This is a genomic window from Vibrio sinaloensis DSM 21326, from assembly GCF_000189275.1.
Taxonomy (GTDB): Bacteria; Pseudomonadota; Gammaproteobacteria; order Enterobacterales; family Vibrionaceae; genus Vibrio; species Vibrio sinaloensis.
Window position 1 is genome coordinate 53806 of record NZ_AEVT01000076.1, and the last position, 14712, is coordinate 68517.

Below are 14712 nucleotides of genomic sequence, written 5' to 3' on the forward strand. Positions count from 1 at the left end.
ATTACAGAATTATATTCCAGCCTAATTTTTGAACGCATTACGTTGCAACTATGTAAACATGACACTTTAGTCAGTAAGGCCTATTGCACCATTTTTGTGACCTCTTGCACTATTTACATTCGCTTAACATTTCGTCATTCTAATTACTGAAAGGCTTTGTGAGTTCAATCAAAAATCTTTTTAAATTAAACATTTGAGAATTCATCAATCCTTTCCTACGCTTATAAATGGTTGATTTATATGGAGCGAAAAATTCGCCAAAACAACCAATAACTAAAGAAACACAACATATTTTCATTCGTTGTATCAGGTGCTACCTGGTTTAACATGGATCATACAGGAAGGATACAAATGGCAAATAAACTAACACTTCTTGCTTCAGTTGTAGCGGCATCTACTGCATTTATGGCTACGAGCGCTTCTGCTGCAGACAGCACACTGGATAAAGTAACTAAACAAGGCTTTTTGACTTGTGGTGTAAGTACTGGTCTGCCAGGTTTCTCTAACCCTAACTCAAAAGGTGAATGGGAAGGCATCGACGTTGAATACTGCCAAGCTTTAGCAGCAGCGGTATTAGGCGACAAAACAAAAGTTAAATATGTACCGTTAACGGCTAAAGAACGTTTCACTGCCCTTCAATCGGGTGAAATTGACGTTCTTTCGCGTAACACGACATGGACACTACACCGCGACACGGCGCTTGGTTTGAACTTCGTTGGTGTTAACTACTACGATGGCCAAGGCTTTATGGTGAAGAAAGATCTTGGCCTGAAAAGCGCGACGGAACTAGATGGTGCATCAGTATGTGTGCAATCTGGTACAACGACAGAGCTTAACCTCGCTGACTACTTCCGTAACAGCGGTATGTCATACAAGCCAGTTGTATTCGATACAGCAGCTCAAACATCTAAGGGCTTCGATGCTGGCCGTTGTGACGTACTAACTACTGACCAATCCGGTCTATATGCTCTTCGTCTGAACCTTCAAGATCCAAGTTCAGCGCAAGTTCTGCCTGAAATCATTTCCAAAGAGCCATTAGGCCCTGTTGTTCGTCAAGGCGACGACCAGTGGTTTAACATTGCTAAATGGACTCTAAGCGCAATGATTAACGCAGAGGAATATGGTATCTCTTCGAAGAATGCGGATGAAATGCTGAAATCGAAAGATCCAAACATCAAACGTATTCTTGGTGTTGATGGCCCTAAAGGTAAAGGTCTTGGAATCCGTGATGATTGGGGTTACCAAGTCATTAAACAGGTGGGTAACTACGGCGAAAGTTTTGAACGCACAGTAGGTACTGGCTCTCCCCTACAAATCTCTCGCGGTGTAAACGCACTATGGAATGCGGGTGGCTTCATGTACGCTCCGCCAATCCGTTAAGCAACACATAACAACAAAATGGGCGGTTTAGGCCGCCCTTTTTACAAAAATGGATTTGAGGTTATAGCTGTATGAAACCTACTAATACTGTTGCGTCAAAAACGGATAACCGGCCGTCTTCAGGCGCTAGCCTTATTTACAATCCCACCTTTCGATCAGTCGTATTCCAAGCTATTGCGATATGCGCACTGTTCTTTTTCTTTTATACCATTGTCAATAATGCACTCTCCAACTTAGAAGCTCGTGGTATCGCTACGGGTTTTGGTTTCCTTGATCAAGAAGCGGGCTTTGGGATTGGCCTAACACTGATTGAATACGATGAAACCTACTCTTACGGACGAACTTTCTTAGTCGGCCTCCTAAATACTGCCTTGGTATCGTTTCTAGGTATTATCCTAGCGACCGTCGTTGGCTTTGTTATGGGTATCGCTAGGCTGTCTAATAACTGGCTAGTCAGTCGACTTGCTGCCGTATACATTGAAATCTTCCGTAACGTTCCGCTGCTGCTGCAAATCTTCTTTTGGTATTTTGCAGTCCTTCAAGCGTTACCTTCAGCAAGACAGAGCCTTAGCTTAGGCGAAGCCATCTTCTTGAATGTACGCGGCCTTTACTTCCCGGCTCCAGTCTTTGAGGCAGGTTCGGGAGTCGTCATCGCAAGTTTAGTACTGGGTATTGTGGCTTCGGTGTTTGTCGGTGTCTGGGCACGTAACAAACAACGTTTAACGGGTCAGCAAACACCAATGGGTCGAATCATTTTCGGTCTTGTTGTGGCTCTACCAGTCGTGGTTTATTTCGTGATGGGCTCACCTATTTCGGCAGAGTACCCAGAGCTAAAAGGCTTCAACTTCCGCGGGGGTGTTAGCATCATCCCAGAGCTTGCAGCACTGCTTCTTGCTCTGAGTATCTATACCGCATCGTTCATCGCGGAGATTGTTCGTTCCGGTATTAACGCCGTGAGCCATGGACAAACAGAAGCGGCGATGTCATTAGGTCTTCCTAAGTCTCGTACGCTCAAGCTAGTTATCATTCCTCAAGCTCTGCGAATCATTATTCCTCCATTAACCAGCCAATATTTGAACCTGACAAAGAACTCGTCTCTTGCTATGGCAATCGGGTATCCAGATTTAGTTTCAGTTTTTGCTGGTACGACACTGAACCAGACCGGTCAAGCGATTGAAATCATCGCGATGACAATGGCCGTTTATCTGACGCTAAGTCTAGTCACTTCGGCATTGATGAACATATACAACCGTAAAGTTGCCTTGGTGGAGAGATAATATGAAAGAGCATCAGTTTTTGCCCGATCTTCCGCCTCCTGCAAATACAGTCGGTGTTGTGGGTTGGCTGCGAAAGAACTTATTTAATAGCCCAGTCAACTCAGTCGTAACCGTTATTCTTGCATACCTAGTCGGGATGCTAATGTGGAATATCGTCGATTGGGGACTGTTGAAAGCAGACTGGGTAGGCACCACACGTGACGCTTGTTCTCGTGATGGCGCATGTTGGGTCTTTATCAGCGTGCGTTGGGAGCAGTTTATGTACGGCTTCTACCCGCAAGAAGAACTATGGCGCCCTCGCCTGTTTTACATCACACTTGCTATTTTTACCGTGCTGCTCGCTTACGAGAAAACGCCTAAAAGGCTGTGGATTTGGCTGTTCTTTGTTAACGTCTATCCGTTTATTATCGCAGGTTTGCTTTACGGTGGCGTATTTGGCTTAGAAGTGGTCGAGACCCACAAATGGGGCGGCCTATTGGTTACGCTCATTATCGCTCTTGTCGGTATCGTGGTGTCTTTACCAATAGGTGTAGCATTAGCACTGGGCCGCCGCTCTGAAATGCCAATTATACGTAGCATTTGTACGGTTTACATTGAAGTATGGCGCGGCGTACCTTTAATCACTGTACTGTTCATGGCCTCCGTTATGTTACCTCTGTTCCTGTCAGAAGGTTCGGAGACAGACAAACTTATTCGAGCCTTGATCGGTGTGGTTATGTTTAGTGCTGCGTACATGGCTGAAGTCGTGCGCGGTGGTTTACAGGCCATTCCGAAGGGACAGTATGAAGCGGCTGACGCACTAGGCTTAAGTTACTGGAAAAAAATGGGATTGATTATTCTGCCACAAGCATTAAAAATCACTATTCCATCTATTGTTAACACCTTCATTGGCCTATTTAAAGACACCAGTCTTGTGCTTATCATAGGCATGTTTGATGTCCTAGGTATAGGTCAAGCCGCGAACACAGACCCTGAGTGGTTAGGTTTCGCTACGGAAAGTTATGTATTTGTCGCGTTAGTGTTCTGGGTATTTTGTTTTGGCATGTCGAGATATTCGATCTGGCTAGAAAACAAACTTCACACCGGTCACAAACGATAGAAAAGCTCAAGGACGTATTATGACGCAACAACAAGATTACATGATCCAAATTAAGGATATGAACAAGTGGTACGGTGAGTTCCACGTACTAAAAAACATTAACCTAGATGTTAAGAAAGGTGAAAAGATCGTAATCTGTGGCCCCTCAGGCTCGGGTAAATCAACGATGATTCGCTGCATTAACCGTTTAGAAGAGCATCAGAAAGGTCAGATTATTGTATCTGGTAATGAGCTGACTGAAGATTTAAAAAACATCGAGGCCGTTCGTCGCGAAGTCGGTATGTGTTTTCAACACTTCAACCTCTTTCCTCACTTGACAGTGTTGGAGAACTGCACCTTGGCTCCAATTTGGGTTAAAAAAATGCCTAAAGAGGAAGCCGAGAAAATCGCGATGAAGTACCTTGAAAGGGTTAAGATTCCAGACCAAGCCGATAAGTTCCCCGGACAATTATCAGGTGGCCAGCAACAGCGTGTTGCCATTGCTCGCTCACTTTGTATGAGCCCGCAAGTCATGTTGTTTGATGAACCTACTTCGGCTCTTGACCCTGAAATGGTACGTGAAGTACTGGATGTAATGGTTGAGCTTGCCGAAGAAGGCATGACCATGCTTTGCGTGACACACGAAATGGGCTTTGCTAAAGAAGTCGCGGACCGCGTGATTTTCATGGATGCTGGTGAGATCATTGAAGAAAATAACCCAGTTGATTTCTTCGAAAACCCTCAGTCAGACCGTACTCAAAACTTCCTATCGCAAATTTTGAGTCATTAATCACTTTTTTTAAATCCGTTTTAAGGCAGCTAAGGCTGCCTTTTTTATTTATGTTATATTGTGTTACATCTTTGAAAATACTTAACACTCTAATTCTATTATTATTTTAATTACTACCTATATTTTCAGGGGTTGATCTTTTTCCTTTTCAACCTCATAAATGTAGTAATAAACATAAAATCTTATGAGGAAGATCATGAACAGTCCTATGTTTACCCGCACTTCAAGCCAAGAAAGTGCACTGCAAACCAACAAAGTACTGCGCAACACATACGCGCTGCTTTCTATGACACTACTGTGGTCAGCAATTGTCGCTGGTGTTGCGATGGTGATGAACCTTCCTCACCCAGGCTTGATCATCACATTAGTAGGTTTCTACGGTTTGCTGTTCTTAACTGAAAAAAACCGCAATAACGGAATGGGTCTCGTATTTACGTTCGCCTTGACTGGTTTTATGGGTTACACACTTGGCCCTATCCTAAATGCTTACGTTGGCGCAGGAATGGGTGACCTTATCGTTACCGCGTTAGGTGGCACTGCACTTTCATTCTTAGCAGCTTCAGCATACGCACTAACCACTAAGCGCGACTTGTCTATGCTAGGTGGCCTGATGCTTTCTCTGTTTGTCGTGCTGATTGTTGGTATGATTGCTAGCTTCTTCATCCAGTCAACCGTTCTTCACTTAGCATTAAGCAGCTTGTTCATCGTGTTCTCTACAATGGCTATTCTTATGACGACACAGGGTATTATCCGTGGCGGTGAGACTAACTACATTTCAGCGACAGTGACGCTTTACGTATCTATCTACAACATCTTCATCAGCCTACTACAAATCCTAGGCATCATGAACGACGACTAATCGTAGATTAAAAAGACACTTCTAAGCCCGAAAGAGCAATCTTTCGGGCTTTTTTGTCGCTACATATTGTTAAACCACTTAAGGCTACGCTACCCTATTCGATATCGTTGATTTTAGGTTTATAAAAGATGTTTGAATACAACGGCAAAACAATTGAAACCGATGCGCAAGGCTACTTGCTAGATTACAAGCAATGGGAAGAAGGGATGATTACTATCCTAGCGCAGCAAGAAAACATAGAGCTAACTGATGCCCACCTTGAAGTGGTTCACTTTGTACGCGAGTTCTATGAGGAATTTAATACCTCTCCGGCAGTTCGTATGTTAGTGAAAGCCATGGAGAAAGCTCACGGGCCTGAAAAAGGAAACAGTAAGTATCTGTTTAAGCTTTTCAAGCAAGGACCTGCCAAACAAGCCACAAAACTAGCAGGGCTGCCAAAACCCGCTAAATGTCTATAGGCTAGAGAACTTTAAAGTCTTGAAAAGGCTTAAAAGAGAAAGGTTCCGAGATTACAGACTCTACTCGAGACGTCTTGGGACCATGTTTAAGCCAAGCCGCCATTTTAGATATCCCCCCTTCTTCTCCGCAAACAACCACTTCAACATCTCCGTTGTTCAAGTTCTTTGCGTACCCAGTGAGATTCAGGCTCATACCTTTGTATGATGTGTGATAACGAAAACCAACGCCTTGCACAGTACCTGACACTGTGAACTTCTCGCACTTTTGAACCATATTTGATACCTCAATACGTTGTACAGTGATATATTTATCAAGTGTTTTATACAACCCTCTATGGAACAGTTAGGGTTTCTCACGGAATAATAATTATGAAAGAAATACCATTTCGCTGGATTGACAAATATCTCATTCATCTAAAAATACAAGAGAAGTTTTATCTTCTCTTTTTGTTGCCAGTAGTGGCGTTAGTCATCTTGACGCTCGTTTTGGATAACGCAGCCGACAATATGATGCATCACCTTTATCAAGACGAACTTGCCTTAATGCGTAACCTTATTGAGGAAGGCAACCTAAGTCGAACTCAAGTAGCAAGCATCATTGCAACTTCTGACACTATTGCATTTGGCTCTGGGCCCGAGTCTATTTCGGTAAACGATGGCGCGTTTAATTTGATCGCCACCCACAGTCAAAACCTTTGGACCACCTTATCAACTTTACACATCACCATTATTGCCGTCACACTATTCCTAATCGCAATGGGCGTGTATTACATAATGACCTTCATTGGTGGCGCCATGTTCACTATGAATAAAGCGTTAACCACTCTCTCAGATGGCGATCTTACGAGCCGCATGAACTTCTTCAAAGTAAGAGACGAGTTTAGCGAAATTGCAATCACCATAGATAAAGTGGCAGAACGCGAGCAAAATATGGTGCTTTCTATTCAAGAATCGATTGCCCTCATGCAGCAGATAAGTTCAGATTTAAACCTATCTAATCAAAACACGGCAGAGATATCTGGCACGCAGCAAGAGCACTTAAATTCCTTAGCCAGTGCAACCGAGCAAATGGCGTCAACCATACGTGAAGTAGCAAACCTTGCTCACGATTCAAGTTCTCAAACAGAGAACGCTCGTTCTGTCGCACAGCAAGGGCAGCAAAAAGTGGGTCATACCCTGTCTTCTATTTCTCAATTATCTGGAGAAGTCCAATCAGCATCTGAAGCTGTTGCAGAACTGGATGCCAACGCGGCACAAATTGACGAAGTGGTTACCACCATTAATGGTATTTCAGAGCAAACTAACCTATTGGCACTAAATGCTGCGATTGAAGCGGCGCGAGCGGGTGAGCAAGGTCGAGGTTTTGCAGTTGTTGCTGATGAAGTCCGCGCCTTGGCAGGTCGAACTCAACAAGCGACCGTCGAGATACAGAGCATGATTGAAGCGCTCCAGCGTAATAGTCAGTCTCTGACTAAGTTGATGGAAACCACCGTAGTCAACGCGAACGAAGGCCAAACTTTAATGTCAGAAGTAGATTCTGAGATTGCTTCTCTTGCAGACAAAAACCAATCTATTTCAGACAGCAGCATTCAAATTGCGACTGCAGCAGAGGAACAAGGTGTCGTTGCGGATAACATTGCAGCCAGTGTTGAGGAGATAAGAGTCCAATCAAACCAAGTGTGCGAAATGATCAATACGACAAACAATAATATTGATCAGCTTCGGCGTCAGAGTGATACGATGGAAACCTTACTCACAGGCCTTAAAGCCTAACAAAATTGAGCCGCCACTTGGCGGCTCTTTTATTTGATTTTCCCCTACACTTCTCAGACAATACCTCTCCTTTCAAAACTATCTATTTGAGTAAAAACATGACTCCAGCTATATACCTAGTAAAAGGCCGCGACAAAGCTCTTCGCCGTAAACACCCATGGGTATTTTCTCGTGGAATAAGTAAAGTTGAAGGAGAGCCTGAGCTTGGTCAAACAGTCGATGTCTTTGCTCACGACGGCAAGTGGCTAGCGAAAGCTGCATATTCCCCCCATTCTCAGATTCGTGCTCGTGTCTGGTCTTTTGAAAAACAAAACATCGATAAACACTTTTTCGTGCAACGCATTCGAGATGCTCATTTACTTCGCCAAGACATAATCGACAGAGATGGCCTGACTGGTTACCGCTTGATCGCTGCTGAGTCAGATGGTTTACCTGGCATAACGATCGACAAGTACCAAAACTATTTGGTATGTCAATTGCTCAGTGCTGGCGCTGAATTTCACAAAAAAACTCTTGTAGAGGCCTTGCTTGAAGCCTTCCCAGAATGTCATATATACGAGCGTTCAGACGTAGCAGTACGTAAAAAAGAGGGCCTGAAAGAAGTCACTGGAGTACTTCATGGGGAAGAGCCGCCGAAATCTGTAGTGATTGAAGAGAATGGTGTCAAAATCAGTGTAGACATCGTTGGCGGCCACAAAACAGGCTTTTACCTAGACCAAAGAGATAGTCGTCAACAAGCAATCAAATACGTTAAAAACAAGGAAGTGCTGAACTGTTTCTCTTACACCGGAGGTTTCGGTTTATACGCACTTAAAGGCGAAGCGAAACGCGTCATCAATGCCGATGTTTCTCAGCCGGCGCTTGATACCGCTAAATATAACGCTGAGTTAAATGAATTCGATATATCAAAGAAACGCGCTGTTTTCCTGAACGCAGACGTGTTTAAGCTATTGCGCGAATACCGCGATCAGGGGACCAAATTTGACGTCGTAATCATGGACCCGCCAAAGTTTGTCTCCAGCAAAAACAACTTAACGTCGGGCGCAAATGGCTATAAAGACATCAACATGCTGGCAATGCAAATTTTGAAACCAGGCGGAACCTTACTCACCTACTCTTGCTCAGGTCTCATGAGCTCAGATCTCTTCCAGAAAGTAATCGCTGATGCTGCGGTAGATTCAGGCCGACAGGTTAAGTTTATCGAACGCTTCGAACAAGCGGCTGACCACCCTACAGATAGCGCTTACCCAGAGGGCTTTTACCTCAAAGGTTTTGCTTGTAAGGTGCTATAAGCCTCTCCTATTTGGTGAATACTACGTATTAAAAAAGGGCCTTTCGGCCCTTTTTGTTTTTAGTCTTGCGGTTTGTAAATCACATCGTTGAGTAGATTTGTCAACGCTTGACCAGTGATATCGCCTGATCCCGCCTCTACATACCCTAATTGATCTACCGCATCTTCCAGTTTGATGGTTTGGTGCTTACCATCCCTGTCGATGTGCAGTTCAACATCATTTGAGTTGACGACGGTTGCAGTGACATCACCAAGTAACGAGTCCATAGACTCATTGGCATGCAATAGATCTGAAATATCAATATGATCTTCGCTTACTGTAAAGTCTGTAATCACATCCAGTGAATTCACGAAGTCTGAACCACCGATTACGAATAGATCTTCACCTTCTCCACCTGTCAATAAATCGTTACCAGCACCACCGACTAAAATGTCATCGCCTTTTCCACCCGTTAGGATGTCATTACCACCGTTACCAAACAGAATATCGTCGCCATCATCACCGTATAGATAGTCTGTCTTATCACCGTCATGACTCTGGTTAAACTCCTGGAGATTATCTTTAACGTAATCATGCACATCTTCAGCGTCAATGGTTGAGATGTCCTGACCGGTCTTAAGGGCAACTTGAGATTGAATTGCACTTAAGCCCTGGTCACTGCTACCAAAATCGATAAGATCGCCGAGCAAAATATCATCACCGTCACCACCACGAAGAGTATCCGAGCCTTGTTTTAGCGGTACGTCTTGACCAAGAATTGTTTCAGCTAGTTTGCTGACATCAATGTTTGATTCAACAACATCATCACTGTCATATTGCTTCAACGTCGTTGAGTTGACTCCGTTACCCAAACCAATTGCCTCAACGCTTGATAACGCTGCAAGTACTTGGTACATGTGCTGTGCTTGCGTCGAGTTGCCATCGTAGTCGTCATAGCGCAAAGAACTGCCGTTAGCGTCAATGTCACCAATCATTTGGCGAGTAAGTGGCGAGTATACTCGTCCCCACTGGTCAATAAGCACTTCGCCTTTGTAATTGACGGTTTGACCTACACTGTAATTGCTGCTTTCTACAATATCAGCCAGTGTCACGAGCTGCCCAGAAGAATCTACATCCAGAATAACTTTCGAGAAATTACTCTTATCCAAATTGTTCAACTGTGTTGAGGCGTTCGGGTTACCATCCGTAATAAAGTAGGTAATGTTTTGCGCACTAGGGTTAGGTTGACTACCGAACCAATCTACAGCCGATTGTAATCCCGCTTCATAGTTAGTACTTCCCTGTCCAGAATCTTTCATGTCATCAAGAGCATCTTCAAAAGTATCCCGAACATTGGCGTCTGCTAGGTTAACGGAGATAACTTGAGAAGCCCCAGATGCGAACTCAGAAAGCATAATATTAACTGTGCCAGGATGCGCACCTTGATTTACAGCAGCAACAAGTTCATCAAATACATCTAAAATTTCATCTTTAGCATCTGAGACATTACCACCCATACTGCCTGAAGTATCAAGCACAAACGCAATGTTGTAATCCTGGCCAGGAATAATCTCAATACCTTGCACATCGCCGACGATCAAATCGTTATCTGCACCTGCTGTAATCGTATCATTGCCATGCGAACCCGATTGCAACGTGTAATCGCGCGCAGTGACATCAACCGTTTCAGTGGTAGTTGCTGAATCACTATTTGCCGACTCAATAGACGTTGCCGTCACACTCACAGGGAAATCTAAGTCACCCTTATAATCATACGGTACTTTAATCTCAACGTTTGCTTGACCTTGGCTATCGACGTTAACTAAGTATCCGCCTGATGATTGTTCTGTAACCAACTGACCGCCAACGTACAACTCAACACCTTCCGGCAATCCATCGACCAAAACAGTCTGACCGATCACTTCACTACCATCGGTATCAACTAAATCAACATCGATGTCCATAGGGATCCAGCGGTCTTGAACGACACTAGTAGTACCATCTGGTTTTAGCTCAATAACCTTATCAGCAAATACGACATACTCAATTTCATATAAGTGGTCACCTCTGTCATCTGAGCCAGTATGGTCGTTGACGGAGTCGATAGAACGATTATCTAGTAGCACCCAATATGGAACACCGCCACCATGGTCATCCTTAAAGGTAAATTTGTAATCACTGAAATCACCTGTCAGGTAAACTGTATCAGTACCATCATGGCTTGTAGTGGAACGAGCGTCATCACCGTAGAAGGCATCATTCTGAGCACCGCCAACAAAGACATCATCACCGCTACCACCGTACATGGTGTCTGCACTATTACCTCCAACAAACAAGGTGTCTGTATCAGAGTAATCATTATTGTTACCTAGATGAGCAGGTTTCGAATCATCTAGACCCATTTCTAGTGCTAGAGCAGTATTCTCCTCGGCGCTATTCGATGTAGCAGCTATGACATCACTATGATTTGTAACAACTGCGTCTCTCGTAACCATATCTCCAATAGAAATAGACACGGTAGGCGCATCAGCGTCTGGAGTTACATTGATGTCGAGTGTTTCACTCGCTCCGGTGTTCGTTGTGTAAGTCACTTGCGGAACGTTACCAGACCAATGCGTTGTTGGAGTAAAGGTGTAACTACCATCTTGATTGATCGTCAAGTCACCACTGGACAGTGAAACCGTTTGACCAGCTGCATATTCGCTACCTTCAACGCTAAAGGTCTCTACCTGTAGGACGTTATCGTTATCTGTATCGTTAGTTAGTACGTTACCTTGTAACTGACCTTCTTCAAGTACAGTTCCCGTATCACTCATAGTATTGGTCGGAAGGTTCTCGTGAACAACAACGTTAATTGTTGCAAATGACTCTGCTGAATCATTATTAGAATCTTCAGTACTTGTTGCAGTTACGTTAATTGTGAAATCTTGATGACTTCCAGAAGGAGGCGTTACAGTCAAAGAGTCTAATGACCAATGTGTAACATCAATTACTTGACCTGTTCCAGTTACAGTCACCGAAGAGTTACCATCCGAAATCACCGCTCCAGCAGGGATGTTCGACAGTGAAATAGCCAAACTCTCAGACCCGTCAACATCATTCAAGCTCGCACGAATTTCTGATAGAGGAATCTCCGTGTCCTGTAGACCTTCATTAGTCTGGTAAGTCTCATAAAACTCAACGCCATTTACTTCTTTTAGCTCAGAAGTACGAATATCCGCATTGTCTAACGCAGTCTCATCACTCACAACAAACAAGTTGCTATTGCTCAAATCGACGGCGGAAGCGCCATTAACTGAAACGTTGACGTTATAGTTTCCATCACCAGATTGGTTATGGTGGTAAATTTCTATCGGGTAGAACCCAGAGACGCTCGGTGTAAATGCACTTCCTTTAATATCACCTGAATCGTTACCCCAGCGAGCCTCATCAACGAGCTGCCCACCAACTGTAATCGCCATGCTGTCATCGGCAGTACCCACAAAGTCGTAGCTATTACCAGCTTCTAGATAAACCAAACCTGAGACAAGAACGGCTTCGTCTTGTGCTGTAGCGTTTGAAGCTGAATCTTGAACATTAGAACTTGTTGATTCAGTGGCAAGCGCTGGATCCAGTGCGTCAATTGCGCTAATGAGCACGAGCCCTGCAACACCCAAGCCATTGTGACCACCTATCACAACATTGTTCCATGTTGATACATTGAACTCCTGTTGCGGAAGCGATAACCCAGGAGTAAGCGTTGATAGATTAGGCTTGTCAGCAACTGCGGTTACATCAATTGTTAGGGTTGATGCTTTACCTGCATCTTCGCCATCAGTTGGTTTAAAGCCAATCTGAGCATAATCGTTAAACTGATCACCAACTCCGTTGTTAGCAAAATCATCATCGCCTGATTCATTCACCTCTGGCACAAAACGAACTTCGCTAGCGTCAAACTGGCCTTTGGTCAGCGTGTCTCCAACTTGAACAGCTTGCCAGTTACCTAGAGAATCTTGATATTCAAGTTGACCATCGACCGGCAGACTGGTTATTTCGATGCCTAAAGATGAATCTGCAGAATCTTTGTCTGATACACCAAATGAAGCCCAATCAAGAAGCAGGTCAACACCTTGAGCATCTTCTTCAATGTTCACCCCAGTCGGCGTCGCTTCTGGTGCATCATTGTCAGGTGTAACACCAATGTTGACTGTGATTGTATCCGTCCCACCATTACCATCGGAAACGACAACAGTGAATGAATCATTACCGTTGTAATCAGGATCTGGTGTGTATGTCCAGTTACCATTTGAGTCTAGCGAGACTGTACCGTTAGCAGGCTCTGTACCTTTGCTGTAACTTAATGAGTCGTTGTCTGGGTCAGTCGCTGTTAGCTTGCCACCAATTGGAGTGTCTTCCAAAGTGGTGACTGAAACATCATCTCCAACTGGTTTGTCGTTATCAGGAGTAACGCCTACGTTGACCGTTAAAGTATCTGAGCCACCATTGCCGTCTGTTACAACAACTGTGAAAGAATCATTACCGTTGTAATCGGGATCTGGTGTGTATGTCCAGTTGCCATCACTATCGACAGTAACTGTTCCGTTAGCCGGCTCAGATCCTTTAGCGAACGTTAGCGTATCGTTATTCGCGTCCGTAGCAGTCAATTTACCACTAACTGGTGTGTCTTCATCAGTAGTAACTGACATGTCATCACCTAATGGAGCGTTGTTCTCATCGCCAATAATTGGATCAAAGTTTTCCCAAACAAACTCAACTACGCCGTTGGCTTCACTATCCAAACCTTCCGAGTCAGTAGACTTGTACTCTACTTTGTCAGTAATGGTGGCATCTACAACATCGACACCTTTGAGCGTAATGTTCGAGTTCGTTGTTGGCGTTGAAGAGCCATTTTGGGTAGTAAAGATACGTAACTCAGTAAAGCCACCTGGGACTTCAACATTAACAGTAGCGTTTCCGTCAGCATCAATCACCAAAGTGCCATCATCAGCATCAAAGCTAAACTCACCGACAACATTACCGTCTTTATCCAAAGCCAGTACGTTAATCTCACCATTTGCGGCATGACCGGCATCATAGTGGTTGTAAACACTACCGAAATCGATATTTACTTCAGTAAGAACTGCACCAGAGTCGGAGTAGTCTACGGAAATAAACTCTTTGTTCGTTACATCAATCTCACTATTTGTACCAGCGCTGCTAGATACACCGAAACCGGCTTCATTCGAGCCATCGTCGTAAGACAAATATCCAGGCGTTGAAGAAATAGACCCGTCTTTCGGCGCACTGCCCGTAAAGTATCCAGCAGAAATCTGTACGTTACCTTGTAAGAAGTCGACTGAACCACTTCCGCCTTGTACGTCAGAGGCAAAGTCTGCAGCAACAAAGTCCAACTGATCGACAGCGTTGTCGTTGAGATCATATTCAAGTTGGGCATTACTCGCGATTACATCACCTGGATTGACTTCAACGCGAGAGCCAGACGAAACATCGTAGATCTGACCAAACAATGGCTCACTTACAAGTTCAACATCGACAATAGTCCCGGACGCATCATCCTCTTCATCAGTGACATTGTTTTGGCTACCACTCTGCCCGCCATCAAATGAGAATGTGGCATCACCAGCACCATTAGTAACTACAGAAAAGTCACCAGCTGTTGGGGCGTCGTTAATATAAACAACAGCGCTGTCGCTGCCTGGTGCCGACTCATTGCCTGCTTGGTCCACGATGGTGGCTGTCACAGTAATGCTGTCACCATCCGCTGGAAGATCGTATTGATACGTCACACCATTATCGATGTCATTTTGATCAAGGATGCGATCTGGC

The 14712-nt window shown here is 44.3% G+C and carries 10 protein-coding genes; 8 read left to right on the forward strand and 2 right to left on the reverse strand.

Annotated elements, in window-relative coordinates:
- Positions 1-351: 351 nt before the first annotated feature.
- From RH45_RS13955 to RH45_RS13980, 6 genes are all read left to right on the forward strand, one after another.
- Positions 352-1380, forward strand: a complete 1029-nt coding sequence (locus RH45_RS13955) for an amino acid ABC transporter substrate-binding protein (protein WP_008078194.1) — start codon at positions 352-354, stop codon at positions 1378-1380.
- Positions 1381-1451: 71 nt separating this feature from the next.
- Positions 1452-2657, forward strand: a complete 1206-nt coding sequence (locus tag RH45_RS13960; RefSeq protein WP_008078195.1) for an amino acid ABC transporter permease — start codon at positions 1452-1454, stop codon at positions 2655-2657.
- A 1-nt stretch (position 2658) separates the two neighbouring features.
- Positions 2659-3756 (forward strand): amino acid ABC transporter permease, encoded by a 1098-nt coding sequence (locus RH45_RS13965; protein WP_008078196.1) that lies wholly within the window; start codon positions 2659-2661, stop codon positions 3754-3756.
- Between the two features lie 19 nt (positions 3757-3775).
- Complete coding sequence (locus RH45_RS13970) at positions 3776-4525, forward strand: amino acid ABC transporter ATP-binding protein (protein ID WP_008078198.1); 750 nt, start codon at positions 3776-3778, stop codon at positions 4523-4525.
- A gap of 196 nt (positions 4526-4721) precedes the next feature.
- Entirely contained in the window at positions 4722-5384 is a 663-nt protein-coding gene (locus RH45_RS13975) for a Bax inhibitor-1/YccA family protein (RefSeq protein ID WP_008078199.1), read from the forward strand.
- A 128-nt stretch (positions 5385-5512) separates the two neighbouring features.
- On the forward strand, positions 5513-5842 hold the full coding sequence (locus RH45_RS13980; RefSeq protein ID WP_008078200.1) for a TusE/DsrC/DsvC family sulfur relay protein: 330 nt from the start codon (positions 5513-5515) through the stop codon (positions 5840-5842).
- A gap of 1 nt (position 5843) precedes the next feature.
- On the opposite strand, the gene yccX is transcribed toward RH45_RS13980, so the two are convergent.
- Positions 5844-6116 (reverse strand): acylphosphatase, encoded by a 273-nt coding sequence (yccX, locus tag RH45_RS13985; protein WP_008078201.1) that lies wholly within the window; start codon positions 6114-6116, stop codon positions 5844-5846.
- A 95-nt stretch (positions 6117-6211) separates the two neighbouring features.
- Here yccX and RH45_RS13990 point away from each other — a divergent pair, with 95 nt between their 5' ends.
- Positions 6212-7615, forward strand: coding sequence for a methyl-accepting chemotaxis protein (locus RH45_RS13990; protein WP_008078202.1), 1404 nt, complete (start codon positions 6212-6214; stop codon positions 7613-7615).
- A gap of 98 nt (positions 7616-7713) precedes the next feature.
- Positions 7714-8907 (forward strand): class I SAM-dependent methyltransferase, encoded by a 1194-nt coding sequence (locus RH45_RS13995; RefSeq protein WP_008078203.1) that lies wholly within the window; start codon positions 7714-7716, stop codon positions 8905-8907.
- A gap of 59 nt (positions 8908-8966) precedes the next feature.
- Here RH45_RS13995 and RH45_RS23835 read toward each other — a convergent pair whose 3' ends face one another.
- Positions 8967-14672, reverse strand: a complete 5706-nt coding sequence (locus tag RH45_RS23835; RefSeq protein ID WP_206536165.1) for an Ig-like domain-containing protein — start codon at positions 14670-14672, stop codon at positions 8967-8969.
- Between the last annotated feature and the right edge of the window lie 40 nt (positions 14673-14712).